This is a genomic window from Paraburkholderia terricola (assembly GCF_900142195.1).
GTDB lineage: Bacteria > Pseudomonadota > Gammaproteobacteria > Burkholderiales > Burkholderiaceae > Paraburkholderia > Paraburkholderia terricola.
The window spans coordinates 1-15,894 of sequence record NZ_FRAB01000028.1 but is presented as its reverse complement, the minus strand read 5'-3'; the positions used below and the strand labels follow the sequence as shown (position 1 = coordinate 15,894).

At 60.1% G+C, this 15,894-nt stretch carries 16 protein-coding genes and 3 pseudogenes; 12 read left to right on the top strand and 7 right to left on the bottom strand.

All coding sequences use genetic code 11. The annotated features are described in order from the left end of the window. Window positions 1-13: 13 nt before the first annotated feature. Window positions 14-1,438, top strand: a complete 1,425-nt coding sequence (locus BUE39_RS21895; RefSeq protein WP_073430812.1) for a M20 family metallopeptidase — start codon at window positions 14-16, stop codon at window positions 1,436-1,438. Between the two features lie 332 nt (window positions 1,439-1,770). On the opposite strand, the gene BUE39_RS34370 is transcribed toward BUE39_RS21895, so the two are convergent. Next, window positions 1,771-2,337 carry a hypothetical protein gene (locus tag BUE39_RS34370; RefSeq protein WP_143031964.1) on the bottom strand — a complete coding sequence of 189 codons (567 nt, stop codon included), beginning with the start codon at window positions 2,335-2,337 and terminating at the stop codon, window positions 1,771-1,773. Window positions 2,338-2,831: 494 nt separating this feature from the next. Between BUE39_RS34370 and BUE39_RS21885 the strand changes: the two genes are divergently transcribed. The 3 genes from BUE39_RS21885 to tnpB (BUE39_RS36085) are packed head-to-tail and all read left to right on the top strand — an operon-like array spanning window position 2,832 to window position 3,772. Further along, the gene (locus BUE39_RS21885; RefSeq protein WP_176035798.1) at window positions 2,832-3,140 is read left to right on the top strand and encodes a cupin domain-containing protein; all 309 of its coding nucleotides are present in this window, start codon (window positions 2,832-2,834) and stop codon (window positions 3,138-3,140) included. A gap of 48 nt (window positions 3,141-3,188) precedes the next feature. After that, window positions 3,189-3,608 carry an IS66-like element accessory protein TnpA gene (gene tnpA / locus BUE39_RS21880; RefSeq protein ID WP_235004923.1) on the top strand — a complete coding sequence of 140 codons (420 nt, stop codon included), beginning with the start codon at window positions 3,189-3,191 and terminating at the stop codon, window positions 3,606-3,608. Then, window positions 3,605-3,772: an IS66 family insertion sequence element accessory protein TnpB gene (gene tnpB, locus BUE39_RS36085; RefSeq protein ID WP_084561464.1), complete on the top strand. Its 168-nt coding sequence runs from the start codon at window positions 3,605-3,607 to the stop codon at window positions 3,770-3,772. Before tnpA ends, tnpB (BUE39_RS36085) begins: the two co-directional genes overlap by 4 nt. Window positions 3,773-3,784: 12 nt before the next feature. Here tnpB (BUE39_RS36085) and BUE39_RS21870 read toward each other — a convergent pair whose 3' ends face one another. Continuing rightward, a complete protein-coding gene (locus BUE39_RS21870) occupies window positions 3,785-5,878 on the bottom strand; it encodes a recombinase family protein (RefSeq protein WP_073430810.1) in 2,094 nt (697 codons plus the stop codon). Further along, window positions 5,856-6,062: a hypothetical protein gene (locus BUE39_RS21865; protein WP_073430809.1), complete on the bottom strand. Its 207-nt coding sequence runs from the start codon at window positions 6,060-6,062 to the stop codon at window positions 5,856-5,858. Before BUE39_RS21865 ends, BUE39_RS21870 begins: the two co-directional genes overlap by 23 nt. 300 nt (window positions 6,063-6,362) lie before the next feature. On the opposite strand from BUE39_RS21865, the gene tnpB (BUE39_RS21860) reads away from it, so the two are divergent. Together tnpB (BUE39_RS21860) and tnpC are read left to right on the top strand one after the other, a co-directional pair. Next, window positions 6,363-6,581: an IS66 family insertion sequence element accessory protein TnpB gene (gene tnpB / locus BUE39_RS21860; RefSeq protein ID WP_073430808.1), complete on the top strand. Its 219-nt coding sequence runs from the start codon at window positions 6,363-6,365 to the stop codon at window positions 6,579-6,581. A 51-nt stretch (window positions 6,582-6,632) separates the two neighbouring features. Next, window positions 6,633-8,036 (top strand): annotated as a pseudogene (gene tnpC, locus BUE39_RS21855) (IS66 family transposase); the annotation flags it as partial. A gap of 142 nt (window positions 8,037-8,178) precedes the next feature. Here tnpC and BUE39_RS21850 read toward each other — a convergent pair. The 3 genes from BUE39_RS21850 to BUE39_RS21840 are packed head-to-tail and all read right to left on the bottom strand — an operon-like array spanning window position 8,179 to window position 11,341. Then, window positions 8,179-9,180, bottom strand: a complete 1,002-nt coding sequence (locus BUE39_RS21850; protein WP_073430807.1) for a tyrosine-type recombinase/integrase — start codon at window positions 9,178-9,180, stop codon at window positions 8,179-8,181. Then, complete coding sequence (locus BUE39_RS21845) at window positions 9,177-10,103, bottom strand: tyrosine-type recombinase/integrase (RefSeq protein WP_063498244.1); 927 nt, start codon at window positions 10,101-10,103, stop codon at window positions 9,177-9,179. Before BUE39_RS21845 ends, BUE39_RS21850 begins: the two co-directional genes overlap by 4 nt. Beyond that, window positions 10,100-11,341, bottom strand: a complete 1,242-nt coding sequence (locus tag BUE39_RS21840) for a site-specific integrase (protein WP_073430806.1) — start codon at window positions 11,339-11,341, stop codon at window positions 10,100-10,102. Before BUE39_RS21840 ends, BUE39_RS21845 begins: the two co-directional genes overlap by 4 nt. Window positions 11,342-11,464: 123 nt before the next feature. Here BUE39_RS21840 and BUE39_RS21835 point away from each other — a divergent pair. Further along, window positions 11,465-11,608 (top strand): annotated as a pseudogene (locus BUE39_RS21835) (transposase domain-containing protein); the annotation flags it as partial. Window positions 11,609-11,619: 11 nt separating this feature from the next. Beyond that, complete coding sequence (locus tag BUE39_RS21830) at window positions 11,620-12,216, top strand: plasmid pRiA4b ORF-3 family protein (RefSeq protein WP_073430804.1); 597 nt, start codon at window positions 11,620-11,622, stop codon at window positions 12,214-12,216. Between the two features lie 265 nt (window positions 12,217-12,481). Here BUE39_RS21830 and BUE39_RS21825 read toward each other — a convergent pair whose 3' ends face one another. Beyond that, a complete protein-coding gene (locus BUE39_RS21825; RefSeq protein WP_073430803.1) occupies window positions 12,482-13,357 on the bottom strand; it encodes a LysR family transcriptional regulator in 876 nt (291 codons plus the stop codon). Between the two features lie 167 nt (window positions 13,358-13,524). Here BUE39_RS21825 and BUE39_RS21820 point away from each other — a divergent pair, with 167 nt between their 5' ends. From BUE39_RS21820 to BUE39_RS21805, 4 genes and pseudogenes are all read left to right on the top strand, one after another. Beyond that, window positions 13,525-14,394 carry an NmrA/HSCARG family protein gene (locus BUE39_RS21820; RefSeq protein ID WP_073430802.1) on the top strand — a complete coding sequence of 290 codons (870 nt, stop codon included), beginning with the start codon at window positions 13,525-13,527 and terminating at the stop codon, window positions 14,392-14,394. A gap of 236 nt (window positions 14,395-14,630) precedes the next feature. After that, on the top strand, window positions 14,631-14,795 hold the full coding sequence (locus BUE39_RS21815; RefSeq protein WP_073430801.1) for an FmdB family zinc ribbon protein: 165 nt from the start codon (window positions 14,631-14,633) through the stop codon (window positions 14,793-14,795). A 106-nt stretch (window positions 14,796-14,901) separates the two neighbouring features. Continuing rightward, entirely contained in the window at window positions 14,902-15,288 is a 387-nt protein-coding gene (locus BUE39_RS21810) for an ester cyclase (protein ID WP_073430800.1), read from the top strand. A 411-nt stretch (window positions 15,289-15,699) separates the two neighbouring features. Beyond that, window positions 15,700-15,894, top strand: a pseudogene (locus BUE39_RS21805) (IS256 family transposase); the annotation flags it as partial.

The following is a 15,894-nucleotide window of genomic DNA, read 5'->3' as shown; positions in this document are numbered from 1 at the left end:
GGAGATCGACACGATGAACCGCAGCCACGCCATCGACATGGCTACCTCCTATTTCGACGACGGCCGCTTCATGCACGTACTGGCCGAACGCGTCGCGCTGCATACGGAAAGCCAACTGGCGTCGAGCCGGCCTGCACTCTACGCGTACCTGCATGAGCAGATGGTCCCTGAACTCGAAGCGCTCGGTTTCACCTGGCAGATCGTCGACAACCCGATTCCCGACAAGAGCCCGTTTCTGATCGCCGAAAGAATCGAGGACCCGTCGGCGCTGACCGTGCTGACTTATGGACACGGCGACGTGGTCCCCGGTTACGACGCGCAGTGGCGCGCGGGGCTCGACCCGTGGCGTATCGTCGTCGACGGCGACCGCTGGTATGGACGCGGCACGGCCGACAACAAGGGGCAGCACACGATCAACCTCGCCGCGCTCGCGCAGGTGATCGACGCGCGCGGCGGCCGGCTCGGCTACAACGTCAAGGCGATCATCGAAATGGGCGAGGAAACCGGCTCGCCCGGCCTCGCGAGCGTGTGCGCCGACCATCGCGAGGCGCTTGCGGCGGACCTGTTCATCGCGTCCGATGGTCCGCGCGTGGCGGCGTCGCGGCCGACGATCTTCCTCGGCTCGCGCGGCAATTTCAACTTCACGATGCGGCTGGAATTGCGCGAGGGCGCGCATCATTCGGGCAATTGGGGCGGCCTCCTGCGCAGCCCCGGCATCCGCCTCGCCAACGCGCTCGCCACGATGGTCGACGCGCACGGGCGGATTCTCGTCAAGACGCTGCTGCCGGAATCGCTGCCGCAAAGCGTGCGCGACGCGCTGCGCTCGATCGAGGTCGGCGGCGGTCCGAACGATCCCGAGATCGATCCGAACTGGGGCGAGCCGGGACTCTCGCCCGTCGAGCGGCTGATCGGTTGGAACGCGCTCGAAGTGCTGGCGTTCAAGACCGGCAATCCCGAGTCGCCGGTCAATGCGATTCCGGGCTATGCGTTCGCGCACTGTCAATTGCGCTACGTGGTCGGCAGCGATAGCGAAAACCTGCTGCGGCACATTCGCGAGCACCTGGACATGCACGGTTTCACCGATATCGAGGTCACGACGAGCGGCACGCCGATGCAGGCGACGCGGCTCGATCCCGACGATCCGTGGGTGCGCTGGGGACTTGCCTCGATTCAGGCGACCACAGGGGAGGAGCCGGCGCTTTTGCCTAACCTGGGCGGGTCGCTGCCGAACGACGTGTTCGCGGAGATTCTCGGTTTGCCGACGCTGTGGGTGCCGCATTCGTATGCCGCGTGCTCGCAGCATGCGCCGAATGAGCATTTGCTGGGTAGCGTTGCGCGGCAGGCGTTGCAGATCATGGCGGGGTTGTTTTGGGATCTGGGGGAACAGGGGGCGGGGGTTCGCGAGGGAGTGCGGGTGGCGGGGGCGGCGGTGGGTTAGGCGGGGAAGCGGCTGCGATTCATCCAGGGAGTAAGGGATGGGCAGGACGGAGAACCCTGGCGCAGACAACGCCGCCAGGGCGCAGGAGATTGGGCAGATCCCATTCCCTTCATCATGCTCCCGGCTGGTCGCGTAGCACCCCGTTTTGCCAGGAGCGTGTCCTCGTATGGATTCGGATTTACATCCCTGTTTTGAACGACGCAGAACAATTCAATTAATGAATGCCATTGCTCTGGTATAGACCCAATCCTGACCAAAGATTCGGTTGAAGTTCGGCGGTCCCCCACGTCTGAATTTTGTGTTTGCATTTAGGTTGGCAGGTCGGATAGGCATCAAGCGCAACTGATTCCCTTGGCGCTTATAAATGTCCTGCTGGTTGTTCCGGTCGGAACGACTTCGAGGTTATTTGTCGTATCGGTAAGCAGGACATCGGTGTAGCTTACGCACGCCAGCACTGAACTCTGTCCGGATGGGCAAGAAAAGCTTCCCGGCCCCGGCGGCTCTACTGTGATGCTGGATACGACACGGCCATTCTTTACTTTTACGTTTGTGAGACTGGCGCTGATAGGCGATGGGCCCACCTTATTGGTGGATTGGGGATGGTTGCCGCCGCCATTGATGCAGGCATACACGGCGGTACCGCTCGCCGTCAGCGTATAGCTGACATCGGCGTTGCCCAGCCCGCGTTCGTCAAAGGCCACGGTCAGTGCTCCGTTGGAACCGACACTCGCGTCCGCACTGAAGAAAAACGCTGCTAAGGCTGAAGCCGCGACAACGGAAAGAGCCGCTGCTACTATCACTTTTTTCATTTCAACCTCACTCGAAAATGAAAATGGAAAGTCCTGTATTGTGCTCAACTTCCAATCTGTGTTGCTTTCTGCGCTTGCGAAATTCGTCAAAGCTTTTCCCTGCGGCCTAGCGATAGGCAACGCACAGTCGTCGACACTGCTGTCGGAATGAATAAAAGGCTGGTGATAATCTAAATAACGCGAATTGCTGGTCTCCCCCTTTTTGTATTAAAAATATAGATGCTTGTATTTATGGGATTTGCTACGGATAATTTAATTTCCGTCGCCTATATTTCATGACCCAGTATAGGTTTATTGGAAGACGTCTTTTACAGTCGCCTTCGGACAAATCCCCCGTCTGCGACGCCGCTTGTGGCGATGCCGAGCGGCAGCTTCGGCCGATTCGCGATGGCCGCTTATGCGAGTTGCGGAGGTGACTCCAATGGCGATCGAGTACTTTGCTGGGACTAATTCAGGCACAAGAACATTACATTGCCGCGCTCGCAGGTTGGCATGGCGTGCGCGCTTACGTGCGTGACGCTACCGATTGCTTTTCGGACCCATTCGCCGTTTCATTCTCTTCTGACGATCCTTGGGAGAAGCGCATGGAACATCCACTTCCCGACGCGCCACAGCGCTTCGTTATCAGCCATGACGCCGAGACCGACTTCAAGACCGGCGGCCTGCGCGACTATTCCGCTTATCGAGACCTCGGCGTCGCGGCGGCAACGAATGGGCTCGTCAAAGCGCATGTGATCCGCATGATCGCTCCGTTCCGTCCGGAACTCAGCGTGCGGCATCATCACAACGTGCAATTCCAGTGGGTCTACTGTCTGAAGGGTTGGTTTGAAACCGACTTCGAAGGCATTGGGCCGCAAGTAAGCGTCATTTCGTGGCCGCATGGACAGAGCTGAAGCCGGTGTCCAAAGTGATGTCCGTTACTTCAAGTGATGGGGACTACTTTGGACACACGGAATGCGCGATCATCGAACCGCAAGGGCCGACCGAACTACACACCAGAGTACCGGCGGCAAGTTGCCGTCGCGGCGTGCGAGCCGGGTATTTCGGTGGCCAAGCTCGCGCAGGCGCACGGACTGAATCCGAATATGGTGTTCAAGTGGCGCCGGCAACTGCGGGCGGGCCTGTTTGAAGGGGTGGCGCACAGCGCAGCGGTGTTGCTGCCCGTAGCGCTACCTGATGCACCGACCGGCGATGCCGCAGACCCGGCGTCGCTCGCTCTACAGCCTGTCGAGCCACATCGCGAGAGCGTACCGGCAGCGTCGGGCATCGAGATCGAACTGAACGGTGCCCGTGTACGCGTCACGGGCATGGTCGACCCCGTGCAGCTGCGCCTCGTGCTGCGCTGCCTGATGCCAGCATGATTACGCCGCCAGGCGGTACCCGCGTATGGCTGGCAGCGGGCGTTACCGATATGCGCCGTGGCATGGATGGACTTACCGCGCTGGTGCAGTCAGCACTCGGACGTGATCCCTTCTCGGGGCACATCTTCCTGTTTCGTGGGCGTCGCGGGAGTCGTGTGACATAGTGCATCCTCCGGTTAGAATCCAGGTAACTTGAGCGACTTCTCGGCGTCCTGCCGGGCCTTGAAGTGAGCTGGCCGTCGTTCCATGATATCGCGCACGCCTTGCCTGACGGCCTCAGAGTCGAGGGCTGCGACCGGAATCTGCCATGGGGCGGAAGGCATGAGTTGGGTTGCAGGAAGAATTCCTTCGCGAATTAGCCGGTGAACCGAACTCGTGTAGATGTTCAGGCGCCGAGAGGTTTCTTCCACGCTGATGGTTTCGACCCGCGGTACAGTTGGATCGAACGGTTTGATCCCCAGGCGCTTGCGCAACTCGGCGACTCTGACGCTCGTCCATGATTGCCCATCAGCAGCCTTGCATCGCATCCGATTCATGGTGACAGCCAGATCGACATCCGGCCAATGACCGCCCAGTTTGCGTAGGACTTCTACAGGACCCGGGCGCCGGTCTTCGGGATATCGACCGACGCTCGTGCGGGCGACGCGAACCTCAGTGTGTCGGCCTCCCGTCCAGTGGACCGTAACGATTGCTTCGTTCGTGCTGTCGTCGAGATCGATTACCACCTCCTGAATGATGATGCGCGTCAAACGTTGCTTCGTACGAGCGTCCGTTCCAGTCGCATTCCATGCCGCCTGCAAGTCGGTTGCGAGCGCCATGAGACCCGCTTCATCAATCTTCGGGCGCGATGCAGCGTCGGCGTCAAGCTGTGCCAGGCGCTCTTCAACCTGTGCGACCCGCTCCAATGCGGCGTTCCAGCGCGCCTCGAGTTCACGCGCAACGAGCCTTTTTGCGGGGTCTACAGCCTCGTAGCGGCGCGCGGCCAGTGAGGCCTCGTAGCGTGCGTCATCGAGTTCGAGCTGCAACGCCCGTTTTACGTCATCTCCCGCCGCGTTAGCACGACGTGCGGCTAGCATTGCAGCCTCCACCGCATGAGGCGAAACGGCTTCCACAATCAAGGCAGCGACAGCCTGATCAATGCGGACGCCGCCAATGCCGATGCAAATCCAACTCGCTGCGCGCTCCTGGTCGCCTCGGCAATGGTAGCGGTGAGCATGCCCGGCTCGCATGCCGTACGTCACCCGCATCATGCGACCGCATCGGCCACACCGCACGAGGCCAGTCAGCAACGCTCGCCCACCTCTCGCGGATTTGCGTGATGCCCGTTTCTTCATGTGTGCGTTCTCGGAGATCATGCGTTGATGTTCTTCGAACTGGTCCCAGGTGATATAGCCGGGATGGTGGTCCCGCAGAAGAACATTCCAGTCCTTCATCGCCTTCGAATGGCCGAAGGTCTTGCGGGCACGTCCGTCTACGACCGAGGTACGCTGCGCCCTGCGGCCAAACACATAGGCGCCTGCGTACATCGGGTGCTGCAGTAGCTGGATCACAGTATGGTACGCCGGCAGCTTCCACTCAACCCGTGTACCAGCAACGCCACTGCGCATGACAGGCAGACACGTCTGCGATTGTATGGCCCATAACAGGACCTGGCGAGCACTGCCGAATTCCATGAATTTGGCGAACACGAGTCTGATCGCTTCGGTGACCCGCTCGTCGGGATCCATCTCGATCTGCCCGAGTTCGTTCCAGCAATAACCCGGCGGTAACGCGAAACGCAATTCGCCGCGACTGGCCTTCGAATCCCGTGCGGCCAGTCCGCGCTGCCGCAGCAGGCTCAGCTCGTATTCCGACATTGTGCCTTTCAGGCCAAGCAGAAGCCGGTCGTTGACAAGTCGTGGATCATAGGTGCCATCGTGATCGATAACGAGCGTGCCGACCAGTGCACATAGATCCACAAGGTGGTGCCAGTCTCTGCCGTTTCGAGCAAGCCTGGATGCTTCAAGACAGAACACCGCGCCGACGGATCCGCCACAGACGGCCGCGACGAGTTTCTGGAAGCCGGGTCGTTCGACAGCACCCGAACCGGAACGGCCGAGATCATCATCGATGGTTACAACCGATGCAAATCCCAACGCACGGGCAGAATCAGCGAGCGCATATTGGCGGCGCTGGCTTTCGGTATGCTCCACGACCTGAGTCATCGTCGACTGACGGACATACACGATGGCGCCGCGACCAAGGTGGTCAGACGTGATCTTCTGGCTCATTTGGGCCTCCCTGATCGTGTTGTGCCTGTTCGTTTCTCTCCTTGCCCAGCGCCTCCAGCAGGAGGTCCGCCAGAGCCGCTATCAACTCGTCGCGGCGAGCGCCGAGGAGGCTCTCGCACCACACCGGATCGCTCTCGAGTATCAATGGCAGCTGAACGCCCGGTCTTCTGTTCGCACGTTTCATCGCAATTGCCCTCCTTCATGAGGAAACTCGATGATCCGCCGATTGCCAATCGATGTTGGCGAGCGGACAGATTGGCGCGAAGTTCGTTGAGTGCCGACAGGCTCAGCTGCGGTGAACCAGGGGACATCGTCGAGCATATCGACGCATCCAGCATCCACGCCGGCAGTTCGCGAGAGAGCCCGCCCGGCACGTCAAGATGAACGAGCTGGTTGCCCCGGCGCCCGCTGTGTCGCGTCACCCGGAATTGCTGACCGTGCGCGGGGTGCCATGGATATGCGATGACCGCAACCTGCGAACGGTATGTTGAATGTCGTGTGGCTCGGTGACCTCATCAAGATTTTATGGTGGAGCGGTGACGGCATGAACCTGTACGCGAAGCGACTCGAGCGTGGACGTTTCGTGTGGCCGCAGGCGGACTCGGGAACAGTCCATCTGTCAGCCGCCCAACTGTCGATGCTGCTCGAGGGGATTGACTGGCGGCATCCAGAGCGGACGTGGCAGCCGACGCACGCCGCGTAACGCCGGGTGCGGGAACGCACAAGCGCGTGGGCTTCATTTACACTGGCATGCATGCCAGCCAATCATCTGCCCGATGACATCGCCGCTCTCAAGCGCATCGTCGCCTCGCGCGACGAGACCATCGCGCAGTTGCTGGCCGAGATCTCGCGACTGAAGCGATGGCAGTATGGCCGCTCATCGGAGCGCATGACAGAACTGATGGACCAGTTGCAGCTCGCGCTCGGTGAGCTGCCTGTTCCTGAACCAGATATGGCAGCACCGGCGAAGGCGCCTGATGCCGACGCGACTGCGGATACGTCGGCCACCACGAACCTTATTCCACTGCGCCGCAAACCGCGGCACTTCCCTGCCCATTTACCTCGCGATACGGTTGTTCATGCGCCGTCAAACTGCGGATGCCCGGAATGCGGCAAACAGATGCGTGCGCTCGGCGAAGACGTCTCGGAGGTGCTCGACTATGTGCCCGGCTACTTCAAGGTACTGCGTCACGTACGTCCGAAGCTGAGCTGCCCGCGCTGTGCTGCAGTGGTGCAGGAGCCTGCACCTTCGCGACCGATAGCGCGCTCGATGGCGGGTGCGGGGCTGCTCGCACAGGTCGTCGTCGCGAAGTACGCTGACCATATGCCGCTATACCGGCAGGCCGGCATCTATCGCCGCGCGGGCATCGAACTGGACCGGGCAACACTGGCTTCGTGGGTGCGTGAAGCGGCTGCGCTGCTGCAACCCCTGTCAGACGCACTCGGTGGTTACGTGCGCGCCGCAGACAAGATCCATACCGACGACACGCCCGTGCCGGTGCTGGAGCCGGGGCGTGGCAAGACACGCACGGCGCGCCTGTGGACCTATGTGCGGGATGACCGCCCGGCAGGGAGCCGCGCGCCACCAGCCGTCTGGTACAGGTACTCACCCGACCGCAAAGGTGAACGACCTCGGGAACATCTGGCGGGCTACACGGGAATCCTGCAGGCAGATGCCTTCAGCGGGTATGACGCGCTGTATCGTGACGGCACGGTCATCGAGGCCGGGTGCTGGGCGCATGCGCGGCGCAAGTTCTACGACCTGTACAAGCTGGACAGCTCACCAACTGCCGAGGAAGCACTGCGCCGCATTGGGGCGCTGTATGCCGTTGAACGCGAGGTTCGCGGCCAGACGCCGGACGTGCGCCTGTCTGCGCGTCAGCTGCGCTCGGCCCCATTGCTCGCTGAACTGAAGGCCTGGTTCGAACACACGCTGTCACAGGTATCGGCGAAGTCGGGGCTGGCGAAGGCGATCAGATACTCGCTGGGGCACTGGCATGCACTCATACGCTATTGTGAAGACGGGCGCGTCGAGGTGGACAACAATACGGCGGAGCGCGCGATCAGGCCGCTGGTTCTCGGCAGGCGCAATTATCTGTTCGCAGGCTCCGACGGCGGTGGCCAAAGCGCGGCGGTGATCTATAGCCTGATCGGTACGTGCCTATGCCGGATGCGGCATAGGCACGTTCATGCCGAATCCCGTGCTATGCCGAACGGCTGATGCTGATGGCGATTTGGGCACCGCAAAAGCGACCTCGCTGCCGATCATGCATCGGTCGCGCTCGGCATAGTCGGACTCTTCACAACGCGGTTAGGAACTCAAGTAGTTTATCGCCTGCACGGTATCGACCCAATGGCTTACCGTTCGAAGACTTGACTTTAGCCAGCGCGGCTTCCTTGAGGGCTAAATGAGCGTGCAAATAGACCTGAGTGGTTTCGACCGATTCGTGTCCTAACCACAATGCAATGACGGAGCAGTCGACGCCGGCATGAAGTAGTTCCATTGCAGCGCTGTGCCTGAGGACGTGTGGCGTGATTCGCTTACGTGTCAAGGACGAGCAGCAGGCACTCGCGGTGGATACATACTTGCCCAGAAGATGTTGCACAGAGTCAGAGCTGAGCCGACCACCACTTATATTAGGGAATAACGCGTGCGCGCCGTTGCGCGGGGGCTCTTGCAGCCAGGCTTTGAGCGTGGCGATGGTATGCGTTGTCAATGGCGTGCATCGTTCTTTGCGCCCCTTGCCAAGGCAGCGAACGTGTGCGCCGCAACCCAATTGCACCGAATCACGATCGAGCCCTGTCAATTCGGAGAGTCTCAACCCGGTCTGAATCGCGAGCAATAGCAGAGCATAGTCCCGACGTCCAAGCCACGTTGTTCTATCAGGAGCAACAAGAAGCGCTTCGATCTCGGTGCGTGTCAGAAACTGAACGAGTTGCTTATCGTATCGCTTGGTAGGTATCGCGAGCACGCGCTGGATGTGGGCGGCGTATGCAGGCTCCTCGAATGCGGTGAAGCGGAAGAAGGACCGAATTGCGGTTAGACGAAGGTTGCGTGTCCGTACGCTGACTGATCGCTGCGTCTCCAGATCCTCGAGAAACGCGGCAATCAGCGGCGCGTCAAGATCGCACAGGTCGAGACTGGATGGGGGCTTACGCAGGCAGACTTGTGCGAACTTGAACAATAGACGAAACGTGTCTCGATACGATGCGATAGTGTGTGGGCTGACGTGGCGTTGCCGCATCAATCGCTCTGTGAAGAAGCGTTCGATCAACGCAGGCAAGATGTGGGTTGGTCTCATGATGGGGCTCCCCAGCGCACGTCGAGCCTTCGCGCGGCGAGCCCCATCAATTCGGGACACGCCGACAGATACCAGTACGTGTCGCGCACACAGGTGTGCCCCAGATACGTGGACAGCACGGGTAACCATGATTCGACGCTTTGACCCGATCGATACCAGGTGAGCAGCGTCTGAACTGCGAAGCGATGCCGGAAGTCATGCAGACGAGGACCGGAATGGGCATCGGGGCTTCGAAGCCCCGTTCGCCGCGAAAGCTTCAAAAATACCGGATGAACGTATTGGTGCAACAGTTTGCCACCTTGCTCAGCGATGAAAAAGTATGGACTGTGCGGCGGCCAGATGTGCGCGTCTCGTCGTTGCGCATAGTGCGCCAATACGGCTCTGGTTGTGTGGTGGACCGGGACAAGGCGTGACTTACCGAACTTGGTGTCGCGGATCGTGATAACGCCGTCTTCCAGATCAACGTCTTCTCGTCGCAGGTTAAGTACTTCACCGATCCTCAGTCCAGTCACGGCCAGCAGTCCGAACAGACAGTGATACGTCCACCGACGCAAGCCATCTGCCGGAGGAAGTTCTAACGCAGCCGTCAACAACTTCTGTATCTCTACGTCGGTGTAGAGATAGGGTCTCGGGCGTGAGGGACCAACAAGAATGCCCAACGGTGGCACTTCCGTCCTGATTTCCGCAATGCGCCGATAGCGTGCAAATCCGCGCACGTCCGTTAAACGTAACGCCCAGGACGCGCGCCCGTCTATAGGCAGCATTGCCCACTCAAGAGCGAGCTTGTGCGTGATAATGGTAGCGGCGCGGCCATCCATAAAACGGACAAAGCTCGTTAGCCGCCTCTCCTGGTTCTCAAACTTGAACCCAAAACCACGACGCATGAGCACGTACTGCCGAAGTGCTTGCGAGAGAGTGTTCATCGCACACCTCCCGGCCATGGCAGGCCAAGCGTGCGCAGCGAGGCGATATCGACCTTCGCATAGATTCGGGTCGTGTCATGATCCTGATGACGGAGAACTTGACCGATCTGTGTCAATGACGCACCGGCTCGGAGCAACTGAGTCGCGAGGCTATGCCGGAAGAGATGTGCGCCCTTGTGCGAAACATTATCGATTCCCGCGCGTGTGAGCGCCATCGTGGCGATCATGGAAACCGCCGCCGACGATGCAAACCCTATGTGCGGAGCCAGATGCCGGAGAAACACGCGTCGGCTCCCGGATTGCGGCCGCCCGTGCTTTAGGTAGTCCACCATTGCGGCGCCAACCTCCGCCGGCAACGGTAGCTCAGCTCGTCGCCTTCCCTTGCCGTGAACGGCGAGTTGGCCAATACGCCAGTCAATATCATCGAGCGTCAGCAACGCAATCTCATTTGCTCGCAGTCCAAGGCGAGCAAGCAACAACAAGATCGCGTAGTCTCTGCGTCCGACGGGAGTATGCCGGTCACAGCCGTTGAGCACGGTTTGAACCTGGTCGGGCAGCAGATAGGTAGGAAGCGATGTGAGCTGCCACGCTCTCACACCTGGTACGCAGCTCGCAAGATCGGCGGCAATGTAATCTCGGTATTGCAGAAATCGCATGAACGCGCGAATGGCCGAGCACATATGTTTCGCGGATTGCGGACTGTGGTCTCTTGCATGACGTTCGATGAATGTCATGACGTCCGAACCAGTCAGGCTGGTGATTTGCGGATAGCCAGACAGGCAATGCTCCCGCAGAAACTGCCGAGCGAAAGGGACATGGCGAACGGCAGACACGCGCGCCAATCCGCGCTCCTGGATCAGATATCGGTCAAAATCCTGCACAACCTGTTCGAGCTCGTCCAGTGCGAAAGGTGGCTTGGCAGGAATTGCATCGATCTCTCGAAGCAGACCGAGCAGTCTGATCAATGCAGGACGATCACTAAGAAATGGACATCGACATCGGCGACGGAACTCCTGATACTCTTCTATCGATTGCTCGTTGATGTCGTCAAGCTCAAGCCGTTTGCGTGCGAGCCAGTGACTGAAGTCGCAAGCCACGCGAAGATTGCGCCATGCTCCTTGTCGACAATGCCCCTCTCGCAGCAGCCGCGCTGCGAACAGATCGATATGAGCTCCCAACGGCCCTTCGTGAAGCCGTTTAAGCATCTTGGGACTGTCGTAATACGCTTCGATGGTCATGTCTACTCCTTCCCGCCAAAATGACAGGAGAGAGCCTCAGACTATGCCGAATGCGCAAACCGCATCGCATGACCAGGAGTGAATGATACGAACTGCTTCGGCATAGCGCGGGATTCGGCATGAACGGCGCGCCTGAACAGCATCGAGCCGTTTGCCTACCTGCGCACGGTGTTTGAGCGCATCGCCGATCATCCCATCAACCGCATCGACGAGTTGCTGCCGTGGCGCCTGATGCCGGCTGCACACATCGAGCAGCAAGCCGCCTGACAATCAAGCCGATGGTCCAACCCCGCAAACCTGCCGTGCGCCTGGTCAAGGCGCCAGTGCCCGATTACGTACTGCGCGCTGAGCTGAAGTACATTAAGCCGGCGATCTGGCGACGAATCATCGTTCCCGGCTCGATCCGGCTGGACAAGCTGCATGTCGTGCTGCAACTGGCCATGGGCTGGGAAGGCGGGCACCTGCACGAGTTCGTCTTCGGCGAAACCAACTATGGTGAACCTGATGACTTCGGATTCCAGAGCAATCCACCGATGCTCAATGAAGCACGGGTCACGCTGGCGAAGGCGCTGGGCGGGCTGAAATCATTCACCTATATCTACGACTACGGTGACAACTGGCAGCATCGGATCAAGGTCGAGAAGGCGCTGGTGCCTGATCCAGACATGAGCCGGCCGCTATGCCTAGACGGGCAGAATGCGTGTCCGCCGGAAGACGTCGGTGGAGTGCCAGGATATGCCGACTTCCTCGAAGCGATCACCGATCCGACGCACGAGGAGCACGACCACTTCCTCGAGTGGTGTGGCGGCAGCTTCGATCCCGCCGCCTTCGATCTCGTGCTCGCGAATCAGCGGCTCTCAGAGGTCAAGTTCTGATCGTCAAGACGGCCTCAGATTGACGCTTACGGCCGCAACGGCTCGTGGCCGGATCATGCTGGGTTCAGCCACCGGGCATCCGCCATACCGTTGTCGGCTGGTCAGATGATTGCGAATTGCTCGAGATTTTGATGCCGGCGGAGCACGAAACGATCAACGATCGCTGAGCGGCAGGCCGCGTCGTTCGAGATCGACGCTGGACATTCAGGGCGAGCCGATGCGCAATCCGCGATGGCGGGAATGGCCGTTGTACATTGGTTGCCTTCTATCCCTTCAGCACGAGCGACGCTTCCGGGAATTGATCGCACATGAACTCGACAAAAGCGCGAACCTTCGGCGAAGAAAGACGCCTTGAGGTGTGCAAGACCCATAGCGCGGCTTCCACCCCCGAAACCGTGCCCCACTGGACCAACTCCCCCCGACCAAGCTGGCTCCATGCAATGGACTGTGGCAGCAGGGCAGCGCCTCCGCCCGCGACAGCCGCGTCGCGGATCATGAGGAACGAGGAAAGTCTGAGCCTTGGGACGGGTTGCAAAACCAGGCGCCCGTCGTCGAGGATCCAGTTGGTGGGTTCGAAGTTCGAAAACACGATGCCGGGAACCGCGCTGACCGCGCCCGGGTCGGGAATGGGTACCGAGGGCGCGGCCACCACAACGAGCCGGTCCTTGGCGAAGCACCGGCCCACCAGACTGCTATCCGGGCTCGGATTGATCCGGATCGCGACATCGAACTGCTCCTCGACGAGGTCGACGACGCGATCCTCAGCCACCAGTTCGATCGTGATCTCCGGGTAGGCCGCACAGAACCCGGCGCAGATCCGCCCCATCGCGAGCTGCGAGAACAGCATCGGCGCTGCGACACGCAAGCGTCCGCGCGGCGCCGACAGTCCCTCCCTGGCCGCGGTCATGGCTTCGGCCACCTCGTACATCGGCCCTTCGGTTCGAGCCATCAGCATCTCGCCGGCTTCCGTGAGTTTCAGCCCGCGGACGCCGCGCTCGATGAGCCGCACGCCGAGTTGCTCTTCCAGATCGGCAATGCGCCGGGACAGCGTCGCCTTCGACTTGCCACTTGCACGGCTTGCCTTTCCCAGTCCTCCATGTATTGCGACAAGCGCGAAGTCGGCCAGAGCGTTCAGATCCATGGTGTTTCACTTTTGAAACAAGGTGTCTACATTTTCACGTCTTCGTTTTAAGAGTGCAACAGCTTATCTTCTCGTTACCGCAACTCGATAGAGAGCGCAAACGACTTCCGCAGCGGCGAGGTCGTGGCGGACTTCTCGCGCTAATCCATTCCTTTCTGGAGATTCACATGAGCATTCTGGTTACCGGTGCGAATGGCACCATTGGTTCTCTCATCGTTCAACGCCTGGCCGACGCTGGCGCCGAGGTCAAGGCGCTCGTTCGCCAGCAGGGCAAGCGGAGCTTCCCCGCGGGCGTCACCGAAGTGGTCGGCGACCTGACGGACGTACCCTCGATGCGCGCGGCGCTGTCGTCGGTGCGAACGCTATTCCTGCTGAACGCCGTCACGCCCGACGAGTTGACACAAGGCCTTATCGCGCTGAACCTGGCTCGCGAGGCCGGCATCGAGCGCATCGTGTATCTGTCGGTGATCCATGCGGACAAGTACACGAACGTGCCGCACTTCACGAGCAAGCACACCGTCGAGCGCATGATCGAGAGCCTCGATGTTCCGGCGACCATCCTGCGTCCCGCCTATTTCATGCAGAACGAGCAGATGGTCCAGCAGGTGATCCAAAACCATGGCGTCTATCCGATGCCGATCGGCTCGGCCGGCGTCGCGATGGTCGATACGCGAGATATCGCGGACGTCGCCGTCGCGGAACTCCTGCGCCGTGACCGGGCTCCCGCTCCGCTTGCGCGAACCACGTTGGAACTGGTCGGCCCGGATGCATTGACGGGCGCGTCAGCGGCGCGGATCTGGAGTTCCGCGCTGGGACGCGAGGTGACTTACGGGGGCGATGACGTGGCGGCGTTCGAGGCGCAGATGGCCTCGTGGGGTCCCGCCTGGCTCGCGTACGACATGCGCCTGATGATGGGCGGCATCCAGAAGTTCGGGATGCATGGCGCGCAGGACGCGGTGGATCGCTTGCAGGCGATTCTGGGGCGGCCCTTGCGCACGTACGTCGAGTTTGTGGCGGAGGCCACTACTGCGGGCTAGACGGCGCAGGTGAGGTGAGACGCGGGCACGGTCCGTTCAGCTCATGGATATTGCGGCGACAGGTCGTGAACGGGAATATCGGCGTTGCCTGCGGCGCATACGCTGAGCGCGGCGTGAGACGCGTCCGCCGGCGTTTCCTGCGCGTTCCTGCACTAGAATGGATTATTCTTGGCTGCGGGCCGTCGCCGGCAATATCTGGCCAGCACGACGTGCGGGATTCTCGTTGGAGGAATGCCATGCCGACTTACCAGTACAGGTGCGAGAAGTGCGGTGAAATGTTCGAACATGCCGAGCATCTTGCTGAACATGAAACCGCTCATCCGGCTTGCCCGAAGTGCGGCAGCCAGCAGGTTCAGCACACACCCACGCCATTTGTCGCGAAGACATCCAGAAAGAGCTGAAATCCGGCTGGCCGAGCAAAGGTAAAATCCGGCCAGAGCCGGCCGTTCGACATCATGGCCCGGATCGTTATCACTTAGCTGATCCGTTAACGCACGGGGGCTTGCGATGGGCGAACCCAATCTTTCGGAAGTCTATCGGGGCTATATTGCCTGCCTTAACGCGCAGGACTGGTCGAAGCTGGGACGCTTTGTTGGCGACAACGTGAAATACAACGGCCAACGGATCGGCTTATCAGGCTATCGCGAGATGCTTGAAAGAGATTTCCGCGAAATTCCGGATCTACGCTTCGAGATTCAGCTCCTCGTTTGCCAGCCGCCGCACATCGCAAGCCGATTGCATTTTGACTGTACTCCGATCGGTACGTTTCTCGGGCTTCCCGTGCAAGGGAGACGGGTGGCGTTCGCCGAAAACGTCTTCTATCAGTTTCGCGGAGAGAAAATTCAGGAAGTCTGGTCGGTTATCGATAAGGCTGCGATTGAGAGGCAGTTGTAGCGGCGCATGGGCGTCGGCGCCGGGTTGGCTGACTTCGGTCAGGCGAGATTCTCGTGCAACCATACCATCCACCAACGCCACATCGGTACCTGATGATAAAGCTGAGTGGTTGTAATAGACATACAGGTCGTGATCTCAGCGTATTTTCCAGCCACCATTCCGAACCGCGAGTCTGGAACTTCGTCCTCTGACCATTGACACCACCAGTTCTTCGTATCGCCAACAAGACAGTATGGGAAGCGCTGGGGTCGGCTCATATCATTCATCCTCCGAGCCGACACGAAATTCTGATCGAGCTAAAGTCGGAACTGGTGTACGGGGGAGTTAAGGCGGGAGATTGAAGGCGGTGGAGGTTTCAGCTGAGAATCTGATTGTCGAAGTCGGAAACCAGCAAACAACAAACCATCCACCATGAGCAAGTTTACGGAAAAAGAAGTCGTCGGTCTATCGGGGGCCGGTCTGGGTCTGGACGAACTGGTGCGGCAGGGAGCGCGGCAGGTGATTCAGCAGGCCATCGAGGCGGAGCTGTCGGCGCTATTGGAACGGTTCGAGAACGTCAAGACCCTGCACGGCCAGCGTGCCGTGGTACGCAACGGCTATTTGCCG

Excerpts from the sequence above, each read along its gene's own strand:
- BUE39_RS21815 (WP_073430801.1), top strand. The coding sequence starts at position 14,631 with ATGCCGACTTACCAGTACAGGTGCGAGAAGTGCGGTGAAATGTTCGAA.
- BUE39_RS21830 (WP_073430804.1), top strand. The coding sequence starts at position 11,620 with ATGGTCCAACCCCGCAAACCTGCCGTGCGCCTGGTCAAGGCGCCAGTG.
- BUE39_RS21845 (WP_063498244.1), bottom strand. The coding sequence starts at position 10,103 with ATGAACACTCTCTCGCAAGCACTTCGGCAGTACGTGCTCATGCGTCGT.
- BUE39_RS21895 (WP_073430812.1), top strand. The coding sequence starts at position 14 with ATGAACCGCAGCCACGCCATCGACATGGCTACCTCCTATTTCGACGAC.
- BUE39_RS21850 (WP_073430807.1), bottom strand. The coding sequence starts at position 9,180 with ATGAGACCAACCCACATCTTGCCTGCGTTGATCGAACGCTTCTTCACA.
- BUE39_RS21840 (WP_073430806.1), bottom strand. The coding sequence starts at position 11,341 with ATGACCATCGAAGCGTATTACGACAGTCCCAAGATGCTTAAACGGCTT.
- BUE39_RS21820 (WP_073430802.1), top strand. The coding sequence starts at position 13,525 with ATGAGCATTCTGGTTACCGGTGCGAATGGCACCATTGGTTCTCTCATC.
- BUE39_RS21825 (WP_073430803.1), bottom strand. The coding sequence starts at position 13,357 with ATGGATCTGAACGCTCTGGCCGACTTCGCGCTTGTCGCAATACATGGA.
- BUE39_RS21885 (WP_176035798.1), top strand. The coding sequence starts at position 2,832 with ATGGAACATCCACTTCCCGACGCGCCACAGCGCTTCGTTATCAGCCAT.
- BUE39_RS21865 (WP_073430809.1), bottom strand. The coding sequence starts at position 6,062 with ATGAAACGTGCGAACAGAAGACCGGGCGTTCAGCTGCCATTGATACTC.
- tnpB (WP_073430808.1), top strand. The coding sequence starts at position 6,363 with ATGTTGAATGTCGTGTGGCTCGGTGACCTCATCAAGATTTTATGGTGG.
- BUE39_RS21870 (WP_073430810.1), bottom strand. The coding sequence starts at position 5,878 with ATGAGCCAGAAGATCACGTCTGACCACCTTGGTCGCGGCGCCATCGTG.
- BUE39_RS21810 (WP_073430800.1), top strand. The coding sequence starts at position 14,902 with ATGGGCGAACCCAATCTTTCGGAAGTCTATCGGGGCTATATTGCCTGC.
- tnpB (WP_084561464.1), top strand. The coding sequence starts at position 3,605 with ATGATTACGCCGCCAGGCGGTACCCGCGTATGGCTGGCAGCGGGCGTT.